The sequence below is a fragment of the Nocardiopsis mwathae genome (genome assembly GCF_014201195.1).
In the GTDB taxonomy this organism is placed as follows: Bacteria; Actinomycetota; Actinomycetes; order Streptosporangiales; family Streptosporangiaceae; genus Nocardiopsis_C; species Nocardiopsis_C mwathae.
This window is the reverse complement of sequence record NZ_JACHDS010000001.1, coordinates 3,822,141-3,843,935: the sequence shown is the minus strand read 5'-3', so window position 1 is coordinate 3,843,935 and position 21,795 is coordinate 3,822,141. Positions and strand designations below refer to the sequence as shown.

Genomic DNA, 21,795 nt, shown 5'->3' with positions numbered 1-21,795 from the left:
GAATCTCTGACCGGGTTCGCCCTCACGGTACCCCGATGTGTCCAACGACACGGGCAAGGCCCGGTCTGCGGTTGGCCGACGCCGGGCGCGCCGGTGGATTCCGCCACGCGGGAGATACGGATGCGTAGAGTCGTGACCAGGACCGAATCACGGAGGCGGCATGGCCGAACCGATCGAGGTGTGGCCCGGTGTGTTCCGGCGGCTCGGCGACCGGCGGATCTTCGTCCGCCGCGACGTCGGCGGTACCGGCGGGGCCACCGGCGGCGGTACGGGGTCGGCGGCCCCCGGGCGGGACGCCTACGGCGGCACCGCACTCGACCACCCGCTGGGGCGCATGGTCTACGTGCACGGCCTGGCCGGAGCGTCCACCGACTGGACCGACCTGATGGGTGCGCTGTCCAACGGGTCCACCGCGGACGCCCCCGACCTGCCGGGCTTCGGCCAGTCGCCGCCGCCCCCGGACGGCGACTACGGCGTCGACGCGCACGCCGCCGTCGTCGTCGGCCTGATCCGCTCGGGCGAGCACCCCGTGCACCTCGTGGGCAACTCCCTGGGCGCGACCGTCGCCGTCCGGCTCGCCGCCGAGCGCCCGGATCTGGTGCGTACGCTGACCCTCATCTCGCCCGCGCTGCCCGACCTGCTGCCCCGGCCGGTGCCGCTGCAGATGACGGGTGCGCTGGTGCCGGTGGTGGGCAGGTGGGTCTATGAGCGCATCCAGAGCCGCCCGCCGGAGATGCGGGTGCAGAGCCTGCTCGACGCCACCTTCCACGATCCGGCGGTGTGGCCGGCCAAGCGCGTCCTGGAGGCGCTGGAGGCCGAGCGCGAACGCGACCGCCTCGACTACGCGCACACGGCGGTGCTGGAGTCGCTGCGCTGCCTGGCCGCCGAGTACCTGCGGCGCGGGCCGCGCGCGCTGTGGCGCCAGGCGGCCGGGGTCCACCGGCCCACGCTGCTCGTCTACGGCACCGGCGACCGGTTCGTGCGCCCCCGCATGGCCCTGCGGGCCGCCGCGACCTTCCCGGACAACCGCCTGGTACTGCTGCCGCGCACCGGGCACGTGCCGATGAAGGAGCAGCCGGAGCGGGTGGCGCGGGAGATGCGGCCGTTCCTGGCCGCCGCGGCGGCGCGGGCCGACTCCGGGTAGCCGCCTGCCCGGCCGGGCAACGGCGTCCCCGCGGTGGGAATGCGAAACCCCACCCCGTAGGTTGGGTATAGGAGGAAGCCCGTCACGTGCCCATCCGCACTCGCGTCCGGTGGACGACGCCGAGGGCGCGGGACGCCGAACCGGAACTTCGAGGAGCCGCTGTGTCGCTGCCGCCGCTGGTCGAACCAGCCGACGAGCTGACCGTCGACGAAGTGCGACGCTACTCTCGTCACCTGATCATCCCCGACGTGGGCATGGACGGACAGAAGCGCCTGAAGAACGCCAAGGTGCTGGTCGTCGGTGCCGGCGGACTCGGCTCGCCCGCCCTGCTCTACCTTGCCGCCGCCGGTGTGGGCACGCTCGGCATCATCGACTTCGACGTCGTGGACGAGTCCAACCTGCAGCGCCAGATCATCCACGGGCAGAGCGACGTCGACCGGCCCAAGGCCGTCTCGGCCCGCGACTCGATCCGCGAGGTCAACCCCAACGTCGAGGTCGTGCTGCACGAGGAGCGCCTGGACTCCGACAATGCGTTCCGCATCATGGAGCCCTACGACCTCATCGTCGACGGGACCGACAACTTCGCCACCCGGTACCTGGTCAACGATGCCGCCGTGCTGCTGGGCAAGCCGTATGTGTGGGGGTCCATCTACCGCTTCGACGGCCAGGCCTCGGTCTTCTGGGCCGAGCACGGCCCGTGCTACCGCTGCCTGTACCCCGAGCCCCCGCCGCCGGGCATGGTGCCCTCCTGCGCCGAGGGCGGTGTTCTGGGCGTGCTGTGCGCGTCTATCGGGTCCATCCAGGTCAACGAGGCCATCAAGCTGCTCGCCGGGTTCGGTGAGCCGCTGGTCGGACGGCTGATGATCTACGACGCCCTGGAGATGAGCTACCGGTCGGTGAAGGTCCGCAAGGACCCCGAGTGCCCGCTGTGCGGCAAGAACCCCACGATCACCGAGCTGATCGACTACGAGGCGTTCTGCGGGGCGGTCTCGGAGGAGGCCGAGGAGGCCGCCGCAGGGTCCACCATCACCGCCACCGAGCTCAAGCAGATGATGGACGCCCAAGAGGACTTCTACCTCGTCGACGTCCGGGAGAAGAACGAGTACGAGATCGTCAGCATCCCGGGTGCGGTGCTCATCCCCAAGGGCGAGTTCCTGAACGGCGAGGCGTTCGCCAAGCTGCCGCAGGACAGGAAACTGGTGCTGCACTGCAAGTCCGGAGCCCGCTCGGCCGAGGCGCTGGCCGCGGCGAAGGGGGCCGGATTCGGCGACGCCGTGCACGTCGGCGGCGGCGTCCTGGCCTGGGTGCACCAGGTCGACCCCAGCCTGCCCACGTACTAGGGCGTGTTTGACGGATCATTCCCGGCTCGCGGCCACCGGAACGACGCTCGCTGCGCCGCTCCACTCGTGAAGCCGACCTGGATTGACTTCGTGAAGCGGCTTGCGAGCGCCGCCCCGGACGGCCGCTCGCTCACCGGAAAGCATCCGCCAAACACGCCCTAGTCGGCGCGGCGCGCCCCTTCGTGCGCCGTCGTGCCCCTCAGGGCCGCCGCGAAGCCCGCTTCGCGGCGGCCCTCGCCGTGTCCGCTGCGGCCGACCGGCACACGTCAGGTGCGAATCGGCAGGTAGGCCGCGAACACCGCGGTTGCGACCTACGGAACATTGGGTACGAATCCCGTGCCGATGTCGACCGGCCGGGGAGGTGGCCCATGAGGTTGCCGGTGAGGTTGCCCAAGAAGATCGAGGGGCGCTGGGAGGACTGGGTGGCCGTGGCCGCAGGCGTGGCCGCCGCGGTCAGCTGGGTCTGGCACGGCATGGTCGGCGCGCCCATGCTCGCCCTCTACCTGCTCGGCCTGTTCACCCTGCTCGCAGCGGTCATGGCGATCACCCGTCCCGGGCTGATCGCCACCGAGGGGATCATGGTCGGACTCGGCGTGCTCATGTTCCTGAGCCCGTGGCTCGTCGGCTTCACCGACGTCGCCGCCGGGGCGTGGACGGCGTGGATCCTCGGCTTCGTCATCGCCGCGATCGGGGTCGTCGACCTGCCGCTGGCGACCGCCGCGCACCGCCGCGAGCCGCGCCCCCAGCCGCCGCCCGGCGGCGTGCACTTCCCGCGCACCTGAGGCGGGACACCGGCCGGACGGCGCGGGGGGAGGGCGCCGCCGGCCGGCACCGCGACCACGCCCCCGCTAGTGTCGGCCCCATGCCCCCACACGACTCCCACCCCGGCGAGTACGCCGAACGCGTCCTGGACGTCGTCGAGCGCATACCCGCCGGCCGGGTGATGGCCTACGGCGACATCGCCGAATACCTCGGTGAGGGCGGGCCGCGCCAGGTCGGCGCCGTGATGTCGGCCTGGGGCGGCGGCACCCCCTGGTGGCGCGTCATCCGCGCCGACGGCACCCCGCCGCCCGGCCACGAGACCCGCGCCCGCGAGCGCTGGGCGGCCGAGGCCACCCCGCTGCGCCCCGGGGGCCACCGCGTCGACATGCGTGCGGCACGCTGGGACGGTCGGCCCCCTGAGCAAACCGCCCGCGGTGGTCGTGGGGATCTGGTGAACTAGGAGGGGTGAGCCCATCCCCGTATCGCCTCGTGCGCCGTGTGCACGCCGAGACGCCACCCCCTCGGCTGGACGAGAACCAGCGGCGCGTCGTCGCCCACAGGGGCGGCCCCCTGCTGGTCCTGGCGGGACCGGGCACGGGGAAGACCACCACGATCGTCGAGGCCGTCGTCGACCGCATCGAGAACCGCGGCACGGACCCCTCCCGGGTCCTCGTCCTCACCTTCAGCCGCAAGGCGGCCCAGGAACTGCGCGAGCGCATCACCGCGCGGCTGCGCCGGACCACCCGGGAACCCCTGGCGCTCACCTTCCACAGCTACGCCTACGCCCTGATCCGGCGCGAGTTCCAGCGCCAGGGCGACCTGCCGCCGCGCCTGCTGTCCGGCCCCGAGCAGCTCATGGAGGTGCGTGAGCTGCTCTCGGGCGAGGCCGAGGACGGCGCCCCCATGTGGCCGGAGCGGCTGCGCCCGGCCCTGCGCACCCGCGGTTTCGCCGAGGAGCTGCGTGACTTCCTGATGCGCGCCCAGGAGCGCGGGCTCGACTCCGCCGGCCTCGACCGGCTCGGCCGCGAGTACCGGCGCGACGACTGGGTGGCCGTCGGCGACTTCATGGACCGCTACACCGGCCGTTTCGACATCGCGCCGATGCCCACCTTCAACTACGCCGAACTGGTCCGCATCGCCGCCAACCTGCTCGCCGACCCCGAGGTCCAGGCACGCGAGCGCGCCGCCCGCGAGGTCGTGTTCGTCGACGAGTACCAGGACACCGACCCCGCCCAGGAGGAGATGCTGCGCGGACTCGCCGGGGACGGCCGCGACCTGGTCGTCGTCGGCGACCCCGACCAGTCCATCTACGGCTTCCGCGGCGCCGACGTGCGCGGCATCCTGGAGTTCCCCGCGCGCTTCCCCGCGGCGGCGGGCGCGGCCGCCCCCGTCATCGCGCTGCAGACCTGCCGCCGCAGCGGCGCGGCGCTGCTCGCCGCGTCGCGCGCGGCATCCCGCCGGCTCCCGGCCGCACCGGCACCGGGCGGCGGACCGGTCAACGCCCACCGCGCGCTCACCCCGGCCCCCGGCGCCCCGGAGGGTGAGGTGCGGGTGCTGCTGGCCGAAAGTCCGACGCAGGAGGCGGCCGTCATCGCCGACACCCTGCGCCGCGCCCACCTGATCGACGGCGTCCCGTGGTCCGGGATGGCCGTCCTGGTCCGGTCGGCCACCCGCCAGATCCCCGTTCTGCGCCGCGCCCTGGCCGCGGCCTCGGTCCCGGTGGCGGTCGGCGGCGACGAACTCCCGCTGGCCGCCGAACCCCTGGTGCGACCGCTGCTGCTGCTCCTGCGCAGCGCGCTGTACCCCGACACCCTCGACGACGCGACCGCCCATGAGCTGCTCACCAGTGCCTTCGGCGACGCCGACAGCGTCCGCCTGCGCCGCCTCAGCCGCGCACTGCGGCGGCTGCGCATGGACGCCGAAGGCCGGATGCGGAGAGGTACCGGAGGCGGAACCGGGGGAGAAGGAGACGGAGACGGCGAACGCGCGGATATCCCGGAGGACGCCTCCTCCAGCACCTGGGCGAGCGAGGTCGCCCGTGCCGCGGCGCGCCAGGCGGCCGGGAGCACCGGAAGCGCCGTCGGCGGGGCGGAGGACACCGCCCCGGACGGCGCCGGTCATCCGGACGGCGCCGACGGCACCGCGAACCGCGCCCCCCGCCCCACGAGCTCCCTGCTGGCCGATGCGCTGCGCGACCCGCGCGAACTGACGCTCGTCGACCCCGAGATCGCCGCCCCGGCCGCACGTGTGGCCGCCTACCTGAAGCTGGTCCGTGACCGCACCGCCGCGGGCGGCAGCGCCGAGGACGTGCTCTGGGAGGTGTGGCGCGCCAGCGGACTGTCCGACCGGCTGCTGCGGGCCAGCCAGGCCGGGGGACGGCGCGGGGCCGCGGCCGACCGCGACCTCGACTCCGTCGTCGCGCTGTTCGAGAGTGCCGCCCGCTACTGCGACCGGCTGCCGCCGGGAACACCCGCCGGGTTCCTGGAGGACCTGGAGGCCCAGGAGATCCCCGCCGACACGCTGGCCGAGCGGGCGCCGGAGGGGGAGGCGGTGCGCATCCTGACCGCGCACCGCTCCAAGGGGCTGGAGTGGGACCTCACCGTCGTCGCCGGTGTCCAGGAGGGACACTGGCCCGACCTGCGGCTGCGCGGGTCTCTGCTCGGTGTGGAGCAGCTCGTCGACACGGTCACCGGGTTCGCCGACGGCGCCTCCGGCGCGGCCGTGGCCTCCAAGCTGCTGGACGAGGAGCGGCGGCTGTTCTACGTCGCCGTCACACGGGCGCGGCGCACGCTCGTCGTCACCGCCGTGGGGGGAGACGACACCGAAGAGCGCCCGTCCCGCTTCCTCGCCGAGCTCGGGGTCGGCGAACCGGAGCGCGTCGCCACCGGGCGCCGCTGGCTCTCGCTGCCGGCCCTCGTGGCCGACCTGCGCTCCGTGGTCGCCGACCCGTCCCGCCAGGCGCCGCTGCGCCGCGCGGCCGCCGCGCACCTGGCCCGGCTCGCCGCCGAGGGGGTTCGCGGCGCCGACCCGTCGGAGTGGTACGCGCTCACCCCGTTCTCCGACGAGCGCCCGCTGGTGGACGAGGACGCCGCCATCCGGGTCTCCCCGTCGCAGGTGGAGAAGTTCACCACCTGTCGGCTGCGCTGGCTCCTGGAGAGCGCTGCCGGAGCCACGGCCATGGAGATGTCGTCGGCGCTGGGCAGTATCGTGCACGCGGTCGCCGTGCTCGTCGCCGAGGGCGCGGACATGGCCGACATCCGGCGCCGGATGGACGGCATCTGGTCGGAGCTGGACTTCGGCGGCGTCTGGTACGCGGGCAAGGAGCGCGAGCGCGCCGAAGAGATGGTGCGCAAGCTGATCTCCTGGCACGAGGGCAACGAACGCGAGCTTGTGGTGACCGAGGAGGGGTTCAAGGTCGAACTGGACGGCATCGAGATCACCGGCCGGGTGGATCGCCTGGAGCGCGACGCCGAGGGCCGGGCCGTCGTCGTCGACATCAAGACCGGTGGCAGCCGCCCCAAGGACGAGGAGCTCGCCCGCCACCCGCAGCTCGGCGTCTACCAGCTCGCCGTCCTGGAGTCGGCGTTCGCCGGGCTCGGCCTGGCCGCGCCGGGCGGTGCCGAGCTCGTCCAGCTCTCCGAGAAGGCGGCGGGTAAGCGCACCGCCCGCGAACAGCGCCAGCGGCCCTTGGACGAGGACCCCGACCCCCGGTGGTCGCGCACCCTGGTCCGCGAGGTCGCCGACGGAATGTCGGGCACGCGTTTCGACGCGACGCCCAACCGGCACTGCGACTCCTGCCCGGTCCGTTCGAGCTGCCCCGCCCACGACGAAGGGAAGCGGGTGTGATGGTCGGCGTTCCACCGGGACGCCACCCGGACGGCGGGAGACGTGACCGGGTCGTCGCACGTCCCCGCGATGATCATGAGCGAACATCCGCCGGTACCCGTTCCACCGTCCGTTCCGTCGGGCTGGTTCGCACGGTCATCGGCGGGAGGGCCGAGGAGAGAGTGTGGACGTGACGCAGGAGATCGCCGAGGAGGCACCCGCGTTCCCCCGGCGCGAGCTGACGCCCTACGAACTCGCCCGGCTGCTGGGGCAGCCCGAGCCGACGGCGGAGCAGGCGGCGGTGATCTCCGCGCCGCTCGGGCCGGGGGTGGTGGTGGCCGGGGCCGGCTCCGGCAAGAGCGAGACCATGGCCGGGCGGGTCGTGTGGCTGGTCGCCAACGGCTACGTGCGGCCCGAGCACGTCCTCGGCCTGACCTTCACCCGCAAGGCCGCAGCCGAGCTGGCCGAGCGGGTGCGCAGGCGGCTGGACCAGCTGCGCGCCACCGAGCAGGTGCCCGCCGAGGTCCTCGACGGCGACCCGGTGGTGTCCACCTACAACTCCTATGCCGCCCGGCTGGTCGGCGACCACGCCCTGCGCGAGGCCGTCGAACCCACGGCACGGCTGATCAGCGAGGGGCAGTCCTGGCAGCTCGCCGCCCGCATCGTGGCCGAGTACGACGGGCCGATGGACGCCATCACCGTCACCCCCGGCTCGGTCACCGGGCGGGTGCTGGAACTGGCCGGCGAGCTCGCCGACCACCTGCGCACCCCGGACGACGTGCGCGGCGTCGGCGAGTGGCTGGCCGAGCGCGCGACCGCGCTGCGCAAGCCCCTCAAGGAGACCCGCGACCTGCTGGAGACCCAGCGCAAGCGTGAGCAGCTGCTCCCCCTCGTCGAGCGCTACGCCGCGGCCAAGTCGGCGCGCGAGGTGATGGACTTCGGCGACCAGGTGGCGCTGGCGGCCCGCATCGCCACCCGCCACCCCGAGGTGGGGATGATCGAGCGCAGCCGGTACCACGTGGTGCTGCTCGACGAGTACCAGGACACCAGCCACGCCCAGCTGCTGCTGCTGCGCGCGCTATTCGGCGGCGGCCACCCGGTCACCGCCGTCGGCGACCCCTGCCAGTCGATCTACGGGTGGCGCGGCGCGAGCTCCGGCAACCTCACCGGCTTCCCCACGGACTTCCCCGAGGCCCCCGGGCGCCCGGCGCCGGTCCGCCGCCTGGCCACCAGCTTCCGCAACGGGGAACGCGTGCTGCAGGTCGCCAAGCGGGTGTCCGAACCACTGCGGGAGGAGGCCGAGGACGTCCCCGTGCTCTACCCCGGACCGGCACGGCGCGGACGCGGGACGGTGGCCTGCGGGCTGTTCGCCACCGAGACCGAGGAGGCCGCCTGGATCGCGCAGGCCATCGAGGCGGCCCTGCGCGGGCCCGGCCACCTCGCCCCCGACGGCCTCGCCTGGCCCGAGGGGGAGGGCGGCGCCGCGATCACCCCCGGGGACGTCGCGGTGCTGTGCCGGAAGAGGGCCCAGTTCCCGCTCCTGCGCGAAGCGCTGGAGGAGCGCGGCATCCCGGTGGAGGTCGTGGGGCTCGGCGGGCTCATGACCGTGCCCGAGGTCCGCGACATCGTGGCCACCCTGCGCGTCCTCCACGACGCCAACGCGGGCAACGAACTCGCCCGCCTGCTCACCGGCCCGCGCTGGCGCATGGGGCCGCGCGACCTGGTCGCGCTCGGCGACCGCGCGGCCGAACTCGCCCGGGAGGTCCGCCGCGACCTCAACGGGGCGGCGGCCCCGGACACCGACGCGGCCGATACGGACGTCGGGGACGGCGCGAACGCCGCGGACGGCCAGGATGAGCTGCTGCGCAGGACCGTCCTGGACGTGACCGCGGAGAGCGGAAGCCTCGTCGACGCCCTCGACGACCTCGGCCCCGCCGACCGCTACTCCGCGACCGGCCACCGGCGGCTCAGCGCCCTGGCCGAGGAGCTGCGCGGGCTGCGCCGCCTGGCCACCCAGCCGCTGCCCGACCTCATCACCGAGATCGAACGGGTGCTGGGCCTGGACATCGAGGTGGCGGCGCGCAGCGGCCGCGACCCGATGGCGGCCCGCGCCGACCTGGACGCGTTCGTCGACGCCGCCGTGCGGTTCGTCGGCAACAGCGACGACCCCTCGCTCGGCACGTTCCTCACCTACCTGCGCGCCGCCGAGGACGCCGAACGGGGGCTGGACCCGGGGGAGCGGGTCGGCGGCAGCGACACCGTGAAACTGCTGACCGTGCACGCCGCCAAGGGCCTGCAGTGGCCGGTGGTGGCCGTGCCGGGGCTGGCCGGGGGCCGCTACCCGCTGTTCCCCACCTCGCCGCGCGGCGCCGACGGGTGGATCGGCCAGGAGCACAGGCTGCCGTTCCCGCTGCGCGGCGACGCCGCGGCCCTGCCCCGCCTGGACGACGTCGACAAGCCCGCCATCCTCGCCTTCAAGGAGGCGGCCAAGGCCCGTCACCTGATGGAGGAGCGGCGGTTGGCCTACGTCGCCGTGACCCGGGCGTCGTTCGCGCTGCTGTGCACCGGTCACTGGTGGGGGCGGACGGCCGCGAGCCGACGCGGCCCCTCACCCTTCCTGGAGGAGGTCCGCGAGGCCTGCGCGGCGGGCGCGGGGCGGGTCGCGCACTGGGCGCCGCCGCCCGGCGATGACGAGACCAACCCGCAGACCACCGAGGTGGAGCCGGTGGCGTGGCCGCAGACACCCGACGCCTATGCGGACGGCGCCGCCCGCAGGCACCGAGAGGTGGTCGAGGGCGCCGACCTCGTGTACCGGGCCGCCGCGGACGGCTGCGCCGAGGGCCGCCGGTGGCTGGAGACGCTGGAGCGCGCCGACATGCCGCCGTCCCTGCGGCGCCGCCTGGAGGGGTGGGGCCGCGACACCGACCTGCTGCTGGCCCACCGCGACACCGAGACGCGGCCGGAGGACGGCACGATCCCCGTCGAGCTCCCGGGGCACCTGTCGGTGTCCTCCCTGGTGTCGCTGGCGCGCGACCCGGCGGCGCTGGCCCGGCAGATCCGCCGCCCGCTGCCGCGCCCCCCGGCCCCGCACACCCGCCGCGGCACCGCCTTCCACACCTGGCTGGAGCAGCGCTTCGGCCAGCAGAGCCTGCTGGTGCCCGACGAGCTGCCCGGCGCTGCCGACGAGACGGCCGCGGAGACCGACGACGACCTGGCCGAGCTGCAGCGCCGCTTCGAGGAGGGCGAGTGGGGCGGGCGCACCCCGCTGGACGTGGAGGTGCCGTTCGAGACCATCATCGGTGACCGACTCATCCGGGGCCGCATGGACGCCGTGTTCCACGACCGGGAGGACGGCCGCTACGACGTCGTGGACTGGAAGACCGGGCGGCCGCCGGCCAACGAGCGCGAGCGCCGTGCCGTGGCGGTGCAGCTGGCGGCCTACCGCATCGCCTGGGCGGAACTGGCCGGGGTGCCGCTGTCCGACGTCCGGGCGGCCTTCCACTACGTGCGGGCGGGGGAGACGGTCCGCCCGGCCGACCTGCTCGACGCCGACGGACTGGCGGCCCTCATCGCGCGTCTGCCGGAGGCCGACTGACGGCGCCGAGCCGCCCGCCGGTCGACGTGGCCGCCCCGTCGCCGGGCGGGGCGGCGGTGCGCCGGGTCAGGAGGTCAGACAGTGCACCTGCGGGGCGCTCGGCGGGCGCTCCGCCGCGGCCGAGCCGACACATGGGAACGCGAGCACGTCCCCGGTGCGCAGCCGGTCGACCGGGATGTCGCGCAGGAGCACCTGCTCCCTACCGGAGCGGTGCACGGTGACGGTCACCGACTCTTCCCGCAGCTCCGGGCGGGGCCAGGGCCGGTCCCAGCCGCCGTCCAGCGCCACCACACCCGGTGTGGCGCAGCCGCTTTCGCCCGCCACCGCGTCGGCCAGCCGGGTGCCGCCGGCCACCACGGCATACGCGCGGCCGTGGTTGCGCTTCACGTCCACGACGAGTGTCAGGTACCAACCGCACCAGGCACCCGGGTGGGCGGCCGGAGTGACCCGCAGCGTCTCGCCGGGCGCGGGGATCTCGGCCAGCCGGGCACCGTACTCCTGCCAGTCGAAGACGGCGCCGTCGGCGTGCGGGCGGCCCAGTCGGCCGCCGCCGATCGCGTAGCGGGGCTCGGCGACGCCGAACATCTTCGCCCACGGCCGCAGGCACCGGACCAGCTGGCGGACCCGGCGGGCGAGCGGTTTCGCGTCCAGGCCGGGGCGCATGTCGGCGCTGAACCCGCGCAGCCGGATCCGGCTGTCGGACCGCAGGACCTCCGCGCATTCGACGAGCGCGGCGAGGTCCATCCCGGCGCCGGCCCCGTCGCCGTCGACCGGGTCGGGTTCGCCGTCCTCGGCGGGCGGGTCCACGCGGAGGAGGACGTCGGCGTCGCGTCGCGCCCGCTCGGCGCAGTAGGCCACCAGGCGCAGTTCGCCGGTGCTGTCCACGTGGATGGCGGTGCCGTCGGACGAGAGGACCTCGCAGATCTCGTCGTGCCCCTTGCCCGGGCCGCGCAGTGCCGCGGGTGCGCGCGGCAGCTCCCGGCGCAGGCCCCGCAGGGCGCAAGTGGAGGACACCTCGAAGCCGGACACGTGCGGGGCGAGGGCCGCGGCCATGCCCGGCGGCGGGTCGTGCAGGGACAGGTAGGCCTCGATCCCCTCGGGGAGCAGGCCGGCCAGGCAGCGCACCTCCTCGTCGAGTCGGGGCAGGTCGTAGACGCAGACGGGGAGACGCTCGGGCGCGATCCCGAGCGCGTGCTCGCGGACGCGCTTCGGCAGTTCGATCATGGGGGCTCCTACAGCCGTTCACCGGGTCTTCATCGAGGATGCCCCGGCTTCAGCCGGGGGAGGGATCGAACGCCTGCGGAGCGGAGCGGGAACGCGGCTCCGGCCTCCGGGCGAGAGACCGCCCGGGGGTTCGGGTCACCGCGTGGGCCGCACGCCGTGCCGGGCGAGAGCCGATCCGGCTACGGTGCGGCACCGTGGGAACCGGGCGCGCTCCATCTCGGATCTCGCCGGGCCGGACCGGGCGCGTTCCGTCCCGGTCGGCGTTGCGGGGGTGTGACCGTGCGGGTCGCCGGGGTGGGGGGCTTCCTGGGCCGGGAATGATCCCCCTGCCGCGGCTGAGAGGAGGGTCCATGGAGGAGGTAGTACCCACACCGCGGGTCTATAGCAGGACGGTCATGGCCCCGGCGTAGACGAGCGCGGCGGCCCCCGCGGCGACCCGCCCGGGGGCCGTTCCCAGCAGGGTTCCGTGCCACGGCCGCTCGAACCGGCGCAGCAGCGCGCACAGCGGCACCAGGACCGCCGTGAACAGGACGAACCACGCCGCGCGCGCGGCCAGCCAGCCCACGTCGTCGGGGGCCGCGGTGAGCCCCGGCAGCACCCCCCGCACCGACCCCAGCGCGCTGACGGCGAACAGTGCGCTCAGGTGCCAGCAGAAGACCGTGAGGGCGTTGAGGTTCACCACGGCGATCCCGGCCCACGGCAGCGGACGCCGCAGCAGGCCCTCCAACCGGTCGCGCAGCAGCACCGCCGCTCCGATCTGCGCCATCGCCAGGACGGGGATGAACAGCGAGGGCGGATTGAGGTTGGAGCGCTCCGCCCCCGGATACCCGATGGGGGCCGCCGGGTACCCCAGGCGTGTCACCAGGAGAAGCAGGGCCGCGGCGCCGACGGTGAGCAGGGCGAGCGCGAGCGGACGGCGCAGACGGCCGTTGGCCCAGGAGATCCCGAGCTGGTAGGCGAACATCCAGGCGGGGATCGCGTTGATGTAGCCGACCCCGTCCGGAACGGTCGGCGCCCACGGTCCGAACCGGGCCAGGTCGACGAGCGCGACGAGGGCGAGCGGGGCGAGCGCCGCGGCGGCGCCGAACCTCCGGTCGGCGGCGATCAGGGCCTTCGTCAGCGTGGTGATCACCAGGAAGACGCCGATGAACCACAGCGGCTGCAGCACCAGCACCGCCCCGGTCCGGACCGTCACCTCGGGGACCCCGAGCAGCGGCAGGGCGACCACCAGCACCCCCCACACCGCCATCACCAGCACCACCGGCCGCCCCAACCGGAACAGCCGGGCCGCCAGCCACGCCGGGTAGTCGCCGGTCCGCCGACTCCGCGCCGCCACATACCCGCCGACCAGGAAGAACAGGGCGAGCAGCTGCACGCCCCACCCGATCGGTCCCAGCCAGGGGAGCGCGGGCAGCGGGCTGGAGCCGCGCAGCCCCCCGTCGCCCCAGAGGACCAGCGCCGCCACCGTCCAGTGGCCTATGACGATGCCGAGGATCGCGATCGCCCGGAAGCCGTCGATCGCCCGTTCCCGCTCCGGCGGCGTGGCCCGGTCCACCCGGTCGGCGGCCGCGCGCAACCGCGCCAGCGGCCCCCCGGAACCGGCGTCGCCACCCACCGCGATCACCCCACCTCGACTGACGGCCGCTCATGCATGTCATGCCCGCTGCCCGCCCCCTTCGTCGCCGATCTCGGGGGAATCGGCCCGCCACCGGTGAGTATCGGGCCGATGCCCCCGAGATCAACGGAGGGTCGGGTCGCCCAGGACGATGCGGGCGGTGGTGCGCAGGGAGTCGCTGCCCGGCTGGAAGTAGTTCTGGTGGCCGCTGATCTCGCCGGGGTTGAAGGTGTGCGCGCCGAAGTCCGACTTCATCGGGTCGCCGCGGCCCAGCCCCAGCTCGTCCAGCTGGAACGAGGGCACGAAGCGGATCCAGTCGTCCTCGGCGCGCGTCGCCCAGACCCGGGCACGGATGTCGCGGGCGTCGTCGACCCCCATTCCCGGGCTGGCCAGCGCGACGACGTCGTCGGCGATGTCCGGTTCACGGGTGGCCAGGCCGCACACGGTCGTGCCGTAGCTGTGGCAGACGAGGGTGATGTGCGCCTCCGGCGGGAGGACCTCGCGACGGAACCGGACCAGCTCCTCGGCGCCCTGTTCGGCGCGGACCGACGTCGCGACCAGGGGGTCGCCGATCTGCGGCGACTCATAGCCCAGCCAGGCGACGACGGCGACCTCGCGTCCGGGGCGCCGCTCGCGCAGCTCGCCGTACAGGGCGCGGGCGTTGTGGGAGGGGACGACGCCGGGGCTGACGTCGCTGTGCCAGAAGTTCTCCCGGTTCTGCCCCATGCCCGGCACCACGACGGCGATGTCCCGCGCGGTGTCGAGATCGCCGAACACCTCGACCACCCGTCCGCTTCCCGACGGGTCGTCGGCCAGCACCCGGTGCCCGTCCTCCTCCACCGGTGTGTAGCGCAGCGGTGCCGGCCCGGCCGCGGCCGCGGCGATGTGCAACTGGGCGGCGCAGGCGAGCCCGGTGGCCAGTAGCAGCACGGTGACGATGCGAGGGGAGGTCATCTGTCGTGTCATGGCGGTGGAGAACGGGAACGGGAACGGGGGCGGCGGCTCGGGCACCTCACCCGACCGCATCCGGTGGTCGGCCTCGGTGCCGTGCACCGAACACGTGCACCGGCGGGCATTCGGTGCACGGCACCGAGGCCGACCCGAAAGGAGGCCGGTGGTGCGGGTACCGCGGATCCTTCGGACCGTCAGGAGGGTAGCCGGACCGCAGTGCGGCCGTCGACCCGACGCCCTGGCGCCACCCCTCCCCGCACGGGTCTAGGCTCGATGGCGCCCCATCGGATCCGAGGAAGGGAGCGGTCGCCCATGGATGCGCGCACCTACATCGCAGAACACCGCGACGAGTTCGTCGCCGCGCTCAAGGAATGGCTGTCCATACCCTCCGTCTCGACCTCTCCCGACCACCACGCCGACGTCCGGGACTCCGCGCGGTGGCTGGCGGACCACCTCGCCCGGACCGGGTTCCCGACCGTGGAGACCTGGGAGACCGGAGGCCTGCCGGCGGTCTTCGCCGAGTGGCCCGCAGCCGACCCGCAGGCCCCGACCGTGCTCGTCTACGGCCACCACGACGTCCAGCCCGTCGACCCTCTCGACGCGTGGCACACCGACCCCTTCGTCCCCGTCGAGGACGGCGACCGCCTCATCGGTCGCGGCGCCTCCGACGACAAGGGCCAGGTGCTCTTCCACACCCTCGGCGTGCGCGCCGGCCTGGCCGCCTCCGGTGCCGACGCGCCGCCCGTCACCCTCAAGCTGCTGGTCGAAGGCGAGGAGGAGAGCGGATCGCCGCACTTCGCCGATCTGCTCCGCAAGAACCGCGCCCGGCTCGACTGCGACGTCGTCGTCATCTCCGACACCACCATGTGGGCCGCCGACACCCCGTCGATGTGCGTCGGCATGCGCGGCATGACCGACTGCGATATCAGCCTCTACGGCCCCGAGGTCGACCTGCACAGCGGCTCGTTCGGCGGGGCCGTCCCCAACCCGCTGCACGCCATGGCCGACCTGATCTCCGGACTGCACGACGCCGACGGGCGCGTCACCGTCCCCGGCTTCTACGACGACGTGGTGGAGATCGGCGAGGAGGAGCGCGGCCTCATCGCCCGGCTGCCGTTCGACGAGGCCGAGTGGCTGCGCACCGCCGCCAGTACCGCCACCGCCGGGGAGGCCGGGTACAGCACCCTGGAGCGCATCTGGGTGCGGCCGACCGCCGAGGTCAACGGCATGTGGGGCGGCCACACCGGTGCCGGGCGCAAGACGATCGTGCCGCGCTCGGCGCACGCCAAGGTGAGCTTCCGGCTCGTCCCGGGCCAGGAACCGCTGCGCGTCCAGGACGGCGTGCGCGCCTACGTCGCCGCACACACCCCGCCGGGCCTGCGCGCCGAGGTGGAGTTCTCCGGGCCGGGCGTCCGCGCCTGCGCCTCCGACCTTCGGTCGGACGCGGTGCGGGCCGCACGCAGCGCGATGAGCGCGGCCTTCGGCACCGAGGTGCTCTACACCCGCGAGGGCGGCAGCGGCCCGGAGGCCGACCTGGCCGAGATCCTCGGCGCCCCGCTGGTCTTCGTCGCGGTCGGCCTGGACGACGACCGCATCCACGCGCCCAACGAGAAGGTCGAGATCCCGCTCCTGCTCAAGGGTGCCGAGAGCGTCGCCTACCTGTGGGACGAACTGGGGAAGAACACCGCGGGGTAGCGGTGCCGCCCTTCGCGGGCGGTGCCGGTCGCACCCTCGCCCCGTCCGTCGACCTCGGTGATGCCGGGGTCGAACGGGCGCAGTCGACCCCGGCATTCCAGAGACCAACGCAACCGGAAGAGTGGCATGCACGGACACGCATCATCGGTGACGCCGGCTCTCTCGCGGGGCACCGTCGACATGGCGGGGCATCTGCGCGACGACGACGCCTGGCTGGAGAAGGCCTGGGCCGACCCCGCGACCCGGGTGCTGGTCCTGGCGGCGGGTGACCCCGGTGCCTACGGGTGGCGGGCGCTGAACGGACGCCAGTCCCGGCTCCTGGTCGAGACCGTCGACGGCCGGCCCAGCCTCGTCTTCGTGTCCCCGGCCGACGCCCCCGAAGGCGACCACTACCTGCTCGGCGTCGACGGCGAGGGACGCGCCTACTTCGCGCTGCGCACCGGTGGCGAGGACGCCCTGCCGGAGACCGAGGGCACGTGGAGGGCCTCCCTGAGGGAGGTCGGCGCCCTGCTCGACGACCGCGACACCGGCCTGCTGACCCATGCCATCGCCCTGGTGAACTGGAACGGCTCGCACCGCTTCTGCCCGTCCTGCGGCGCCGAGACGCGCCCGGCGTCCTCCGGGCACGTGCGGATCTGCCAGGAGGACGGCACCGAGCAGTTCCCGCGTATGGATCCCGCCGTCATCATGCTGGTCCGCCGCGAGGTCGAGGGCGTCGAGCAGTGCCTGCTGGGGCACAACCCCAAGGCGCCCGAGAAGTGGTACTCCACCCTCGCCGGGTTCGTCGAACCGGGGGAGTCGCTGGAGCAGGCCGTCGCCCGCGAGGTCGCCGAAGAAGCGGGCGTGGCCGTGGTGGACCCCCGCTACCTGGCCTCCCAACCGTGGCCGTTTCCGCGCAGCCTGATGCTGGGCTTCTTCGCGACCGCCATCGGCCCGGCGCAGCGGACCGACTTCGACGAACTCTCCGACCTGCGCTGGTTCACCCGGGAGGAGCTGCACGCCGCCGCCGAGAGCGGGGCGGTGGTCCTGCCCGGCCGGGTGTCGATCGCCCGCCTCCTCATCGAGGAGTGGTACGGCGCTGCGCTGCCCGGCTAGCCGGTGCGCTCTGCGCCGGTCAGGCCGACTCGGTCTCGGCGGCGCCCTCGGCGGCCAGGCCGCGGGGAAGCGGAGTGAGGGGGTCGGCGCTGCTCCGCACCACCTCGCGGGCCAGGTCGGCGACCTTGCGCCCGCGCGAGCGGGCGGCGGAGCGCAGCCGCTCGAAGGCCTCGCGGGGCGCCAGCCGGTGGCGCTCCGCCAGCACCCCGATCGCCTGCTCGACGACCACCCGCGTGTGGAGCGCGTGCTGCAGCTGCGTCACCGTCAGCCGCAGCCGCTCCACCTCCGAGCCGTTCTCGACGGCCCGCGGCGGCGCGGTGGCCGGAGCCAGCGCGCCGCCTTCTTCGGCCACCAGGAGATCGGCGAGGACCATCGCGTTGAGCAGGTCGGGAAGCTCCTCGCCGTCGTGAACCCGCCATCCCGTCGGGGTCCGCAGGATGCATGCCGCGGATTCCCCACTGCGGACTGTGCTGTGAGGCTTCACGTCTTTCCCCCAGTTCTCTCTCCTGGCCCGGGGTAGCCGGGCCGTCCCCGGTGGTCCCGGACGGCGGCCGATCGCCTACGGCTGCGCCGCCAGCTTCTCCTTCACCTGCGCGAGCGACGGGTTCGTCAGCGCTGTTCCGTCGGCGAACAGGAGCGTCGGCACCGTCTGGTTGCCGCCGTTCACCTTCATCACGTAGTCGGCCGCGGCCGGGTCCTGCTCGATGTTCACCTCGTCGAGCGCGATCCCCTCGCGCCCGAGCTGGCTCTTCAACCGCTTGCAGAATCCGCACCAGGGGGTGCTGTACATGGTGATCTGCGCGGTGGTCGAGCTGGTCATAGGGAGGTCTCCTTCTTCCAGGTGGATGGGAACACCGCCTACTACCAACACCGGACACCCCGCGGAGCTTCCCCCGGTATGCGGATGTCAGCTGGTGGGACGCTTGTCGGGGTGCGGTGGTTCCCGGAAGACACCCCGTGCGCCGGGAATCCGCCGCCGTGAGCCGCGTGCGCGGTCGGCACCGGATGCATCCCGTCCACGCCCACACCGAATGTGCTGAGTGTGCCAGGTCGAAGTGACACATCGGACACGGACGCGGGCAGAGCCGCCGTGCCGCCGCAGACGGCCGGATCCGCGCCGCGCCGTCCACAGGCCCGCGCCGTGCGGTCGGTGGGCGGCCGCCGACTCCTCCATACTGTGAGAGGCGCGCCGCCCCGAGACCTGAGAGACTGGCCCGCGTGGATGAGGCCGTGATGGCCCGGTGGGGCCGCAGAGGCGCGCCACAGGGCCGTGCGGTGCGCCGTGTGGCCGGAGTCGACGACGTGTTCGGTGGTGCCCGCGCGCTCTGTGCGGGAGAACGGTCCCGGGAGCGGATGCATGGATCCTGATCGCGTGCTGGAAGGGCTTGACCCCGAACAGCTGGAGGCGGCGCGCGCCCTGCGCGGCCCGGTGTGCATCCTCGCGGGCGCCGGCACCGGAAAGACCCGCGCGATCACCCACCGGATCGCGCACGCGGTCGCCGGCGGTGTGGTCACCGAGCAGCAGGTCCTCGCCGTGACCTTCACCACCCGCGCCGCCGGCGAGATGCGCGGGCGGTTGCGCTCCCTGGGCGCCCCACGGGTCCAGGCCCGGACGTTCCACGCGGCCGCGCTGCGCCAGCTGTCCTACTTCTGGCCCAACGTCATCGGCGGGCCCACACCCACCCTGATCGAAAGCAAGCTCAAGATCGTCTCGCACGCCGCCCACGCCTGCGGCCTGCAGCTCGATCGGCTGGGCCTGCGCGACCTCGCCAGTGAGATCGAGTGGGCCAAGGTCACCCAGGTACGCCCCGCCGACTATGAGAAGGCCGTCGCCAAGGCCGGGCGTACCGCTCCCATGGCCGCCCACGACGTCGCGCGCGCCTACGAGGGGTACGAGGAACTGCGCCGCGAGCGAAACCTGCTCGACTTCGAGTCGATGCTGGAGCTCACCGCCGCGATGCTCGGCGAGTACCCGAAGATCGCCGAGCGTGTCCGCGACCAGTACCGCTACTTCGTCGTCGACGAGTTCCAGGACGTCAACCCGCTGCAGAAGCTCCTGCTGGACGCCTGGCTGGGCGACCGCGACGACCTGTGCGTCGTCGGCGACCCCAACCAGACCATCTACTCGTTCGCCGGCGCCACCCCGAGCTACCTCACCCGCTTCTCCACCGCCTACCCGCACGCCACCGTGGTGCGCCTGGTGCGCGACTACCGTTCCAGCCCGCAGGTGGTGCGGGTCGCCAACGGCGCGCTGAAGCATGCGCGCGGCGCCGCCGCCGAACACAAGCTGGAACTGGTCGCCCAGCGTCCCGACGGCCCCGAACCCACCTACACCGAGTACGACGACGAGCTCGCCGAGGCGACCTCGGTCGCGCGCAAGATCGCCGTGCTGATCGAGTCCGGCACCCCGGCGCGCGAGATCGCCGTGCTGTTCCGCACCAACTCCCAGTCGGCCGGCTACGAGCAGGCACTGGCCGACGCCGGGGTCCCCTTCACCGTGCGCGGCGGCACCCGCTTCTTCGAGCAGCCGGTGATCCGGCAGGCCGTCCACACCCTGCGCGCGGCCCGCCACGGCGCCGGGGACGAACCGCTGGTCCGCACGGTCCGCGACATCCTGGCCCCGCTCGGCCTCACCGAGACCGCCCCCGAGGGACGTCAGGCGCGCGAGCGCTGGGAGTCGCTGTCCGCGCTCGCGCAACTGGCCGAGGACATCGCGGCGCGGGGGCTCGCCGGTGCGGCGGGCGAGGGGTCCGAGCACGCCGGTCGACAGGGCGGCGGAATGGAGGAGTTCCTCCAGGAACTCGACGCTCGCGTGGCCACCGAGCACGCCCCCGACTTCGAGGGCGTCACCCTGGCCTCGCTGCACTCCGCCAAGGGCCTGGAGTGGGACGCCGTCTTCCTCGTCGGGCTGACCGAGGGCATGCTCCCCATCGTCTACGCCGAGACCACCGAGCAGATCGAGGAGGAGCGCCGGCTCTTCTACGTCGGCGTCACCCGCGCCCGCGAGTACCTCGCGCTGTCCTGGGCGCTGTCCCGCTCCCCCGGCGGGCGCAAGAGCCGCAAGCCCTCCCGGTTCCTCGACGGCCTGCGCCCGGCCTCGCCGAGCCTCGCGAGCAGCCGCGCCGAGCGCCGCAAACAGCCGAAGGTCCTGCGCTGCCGCATCTGCGGCAACACCCTCATCGAGGCCGCCGAGCGCAAGCTCGCCCGCTGCCTGGACTGTCCGGCCGACTACGACGAGGAGCTGCTGGAGCGCCTCAAGGCGTGGCGCCGCGCCACCGCCCAGGAGCAGAAGGTGCCGCCCTACGTCATCTTCACCGACGCCACCCTGCAGGCCGTGGCCGAGCAGGTGCCGACCGGCGTCTCCCAGCTCTCCCGGATATCCGGTGTCGGGGCCGTCAAGCTCGAACGGTACGGTTCGGCGGTACTGGCGCTGTGCGCGGGCGAGGAGCCCCCGGCCGCCGCACCTGCGGCGGGCGGCGTGCACGGCGGTGCGGCCGATGAGGGGGAGCCGGATGGGTGAGGAACACGCGGGCGGGCGGTCGCCCGACGCCCTGCTCGACATCCTCGACCTGGAGTACATCGAGGAGAACATCTTCCGGGGGCGGAGCCCCGACGAGGGGCCGCAGCGCGTCTTCGGCGGTCAGGTGGCCGGCCAGGCGCTGGTCGCGGCCGGGCGCACCGTCGTGCCCGACCGGCACGTGCACTCGCTGCACGCCTACTTCATCCGTCCGGGCGACCCGGCGGTGCCGATCGTCTACGATGTCGACCGGGTACGCGACGGCCGCTCGTTCAGCACCCGCCGGGTCGTCGCGATCCAGCACGGCAAGGCGATCTTCACCCTGTCCGCCTCGTTCCACGTGGCGGAGTCGGGGATGGAGCACCAGTCCGCGATGCCCGCGGTCCCCGACCCCGAGGATCTGCCGACGATGCGCGAGCGTCTGCTCGCGGCCTTCGGCAAGGTGCCGCGGTTCGCCGGGTGGCACCCGATCGAGCTGCGCCCCGTCGGGCCGCTGTCCTGGGAGGTCGAGCGCGACCCTGCGCTGCGGACGCTCGACAACCCGGTGTGGCTGCGGGTCGAGGGCAAGCTGCCCGACGATCCGATGCTGCACGTCTGCCTGATGACCTACGCCTCCGACACCACGCTGCTCGACACCGTGCTGCTCCGGCACGGCCGGTCCGACCGCGGCGTCTTCATGGCCAGCCTGGACCACGCCATGTGGTTCCACCGCCCCTTCCGCGCCGACGAGTGGCTGCTCTACGCCCAGGAGACCCCGACCGCGGTCGGTGCCCGCGGACTGGCCCGCGGACTGGTCTTCACCCGCGAGGGGGAGCTGGTGTGCAGCGTCGTCCAGGAGGGGCTGATCCGGGTCCCCGAACCCGAGAGGGAGACATAGCCCGCCATCGGGTCCGCGGGGACAGGGCAACTCCGCGGACCCCCGGAAAATTCCCTCGGTGTTGCGGCCGGATTCGGCCAACACCGCAGGTCAAAAATGAGTTGCCGGTAGAGTTCGGCTCCCCCTAATGTTGACCCATCGACGACAGCGCGGCT

At 73.9% G+C, this 21,795-nt stretch carries 15 protein-coding genes; 10 read left to right on the top strand and 5 right to left on the bottom strand.

What is annotated here, in order from left to right; all coding sequences use genetic code 11:
- The first annotated feature begins 160 nt into the window (after positions 1-160).
- The 6 genes from HNR23_RS16605 (at position 161) to HNR23_RS16580 (ending at position 10,666) form a co-directional block, all read left to right on the top strand.
- Complete coding sequence (locus tag HNR23_RS16605) at positions 161-1,144, top strand: alpha/beta fold hydrolase (protein WP_184076554.1); 984 nt, start codon at positions 161-163, stop codon at positions 1,142-1,144.
- A gap of 161 nt (positions 1,145-1,305) precedes the next feature.
- Complete coding sequence (moeZ, locus tag HNR23_RS16600) at positions 1,306-2,484, top strand: adenylyltransferase/sulfurtransferase MoeZ (RefSeq protein ID WP_184076552.1); 1,179 nt, start codon at positions 1,306-1,308, stop codon at positions 2,482-2,484.
- A gap of 368 nt (positions 2,485-2,852) precedes the next feature.
- Entirely contained in the window at positions 2,853-3,266 is a 414-nt protein-coding gene (locus tag HNR23_RS16595) for an SPW repeat protein (protein WP_184076550.1), read from the top strand.
- 80 nt (positions 3,267-3,346) lie between these two features.
- Entirely contained in the window at positions 3,347-3,706 is a 360-nt protein-coding gene (locus HNR23_RS16590; protein WP_184076548.1) for an MGMT family protein, read from the top strand.
- Positions 3,707-3,735: 29 nt separating this feature from the next.
- Complete coding sequence (locus HNR23_RS16585; RefSeq protein ID WP_184080445.1) at positions 3,736-7,092, top strand: UvrD-helicase domain-containing protein; 3,357 nt, start codon at positions 3,736-3,738, stop codon at positions 7,090-7,092.
- 163 nt (positions 7,093-7,255) lie between these two features.
- Positions 7,256-10,666 (top strand): UvrD-helicase domain-containing protein, encoded by a 3,411-nt coding sequence (locus HNR23_RS16580; RefSeq protein ID WP_184076546.1) that lies wholly within the window; start codon positions 7,256-7,258, stop codon positions 10,664-10,666.
- A gap of 66 nt (positions 10,667-10,732) precedes the next feature.
- Here the strand turns inward: HNR23_RS16580 and HNR23_RS16575 are convergent, their stop codons facing one another.
- The 3 genes from HNR23_RS16575 to HNR23_RS16565 all read right to left on the bottom strand — a co-directional run bounded on the left by HNR23_RS16575 (position 10,733) and on the right by HNR23_RS16565 (position 14,558).
- On the bottom strand, positions 10,733-11,890 hold the full coding sequence (locus tag HNR23_RS16575; protein ID WP_184076544.1) for a type III PLP-dependent enzyme domain-containing protein: 1,158 nt from the start codon (positions 11,888-11,890) through the stop codon (positions 10,733-10,735).
- Positions 11,891-12,269: 379 nt separating this feature from the next.
- A complete protein-coding gene (locus tag HNR23_RS16570; RefSeq protein WP_343070591.1) occupies positions 12,270-13,514 on the bottom strand; it encodes an acyltransferase family protein in 1,245 nt (414 codons plus the stop codon).
- Between the two features lie 114 nt (positions 13,515-13,628).
- Positions 13,629-14,558, bottom strand: coding sequence for an alpha/beta hydrolase (locus tag HNR23_RS16565; protein ID WP_184076542.1), 930 nt, complete (start codon positions 14,556-14,558; stop codon positions 13,629-13,631).
- 210 nt (positions 14,559-14,768) lie between these two features.
- Here HNR23_RS16565 and HNR23_RS16560 point away from each other — a divergent pair, with 210 nt between their 5' ends.
- Positions 14,769-16,151 carry a dipeptidase gene (locus HNR23_RS16560; RefSeq protein ID WP_184076540.1) on the top strand — a complete coding sequence of 461 codons (1,383 nt, stop codon included), beginning with the start codon at positions 14,769-14,771 and terminating at the stop codon, positions 16,149-16,151.
- Positions 16,152-16,331: 180 nt separating this feature from the next.
- Positions 16,332-17,246 carry an NAD(+) diphosphatase gene (gene nudC, locus HNR23_RS16555; RefSeq protein WP_184080441.1) on the top strand — a complete coding sequence of 305 codons (915 nt, stop codon included), beginning with the start codon at positions 16,332-16,334 and terminating at the stop codon, positions 17,244-17,246.
- 19 nt (positions 17,247-17,265) lie between these two features.
- On the opposite strand, the gene HNR23_RS16550 is transcribed toward nudC, so the two are convergent.
- Entirely contained in the window at positions 17,266-17,730 is a 465-nt protein-coding gene (locus HNR23_RS16550) for an ANTAR domain-containing protein (protein WP_343070590.1), read from the bottom strand.
- Between the two features lie 75 nt (positions 17,731-17,805).
- Positions 17,806-18,066, bottom strand: a complete 261-nt coding sequence (locus tag HNR23_RS16545) for a mycoredoxin (RefSeq protein ID WP_184076538.1) — start codon at positions 18,064-18,066, stop codon at positions 17,806-17,808.
- Between the two features lie 537 nt (positions 18,067-18,603).
- Here HNR23_RS16545 and HNR23_RS16540 point away from each other — a divergent pair.
- Complete coding sequence (locus tag HNR23_RS16540; RefSeq protein ID WP_184076536.1) at positions 18,604-20,766, top strand: ATP-dependent DNA helicase UvrD2; 2,163 nt, start codon at positions 18,604-18,606, stop codon at positions 20,764-20,766.
- Positions 20,759-21,640, top strand: a complete 882-nt coding sequence (tesB, locus tag HNR23_RS16535; RefSeq protein WP_184076534.1) for an acyl-CoA thioesterase II — start codon at positions 20,759-20,761, stop codon at positions 21,638-21,640. The genes HNR23_RS16540 and tesB overlap by 8 nt, the downstream gene beginning before the upstream one ends.
- Positions 21,641-21,795 lie beyond the last annotated feature (155 nt).

Coding starts and splice junctions, on each gene's coding strand:
- HNR23_RS16575 (WP_184076544.1), bottom strand. CDS start 11,890: ATGATCGAACTGCCGAAGCGCGTCCGCGAGCACGCGCTCGGGATCGCG.
- nudC (WP_184080441.1), top strand. CDS start 16,332: ATGGCGGGGCATCTGCGCGACGACGACGCCTGGCTGGAGAAGGCCTGG.
- tesB (WP_184076534.1), top strand. CDS start 20,759: ATGGGTGAGGAACACGCGGGCGGGCGGTCGCCCGACGCCCTGCTCGAC.
- HNR23_RS16595 (WP_184076550.1), top strand. CDS start 2,853: ATGAGGTTGCCGGTGAGGTTGCCCAAGAAGATCGAGGGGCGCTGGGAG.
- HNR23_RS16560 (WP_184076540.1), top strand. CDS start 14,769: ATGGATGCGCGCACCTACATCGCAGAACACCGCGACGAGTTCGTCGCC.
- HNR23_RS16540 (WP_184076536.1), top strand. CDS start 18,604: ATGGATCCTGATCGCGTGCTGGAAGGGCTTGACCCCGAACAGCTGGAG.
- HNR23_RS16605 (WP_184076554.1), top strand. CDS start 161: ATGGCCGAACCGATCGAGGTGTGGCCCGGTGTGTTCCGGCGGCTCGGC.
- HNR23_RS16590 (WP_184076548.1), top strand. CDS start 3,347: ATGCCCCCACACGACTCCCACCCCGGCGAGTACGCCGAACGCGTCCTG.
- HNR23_RS16545 (WP_184076538.1), bottom strand. CDS start 18,066: ATGACCAGCTCGACCACCGCGCAGATCACCATGTACAGCACCCCCTGG.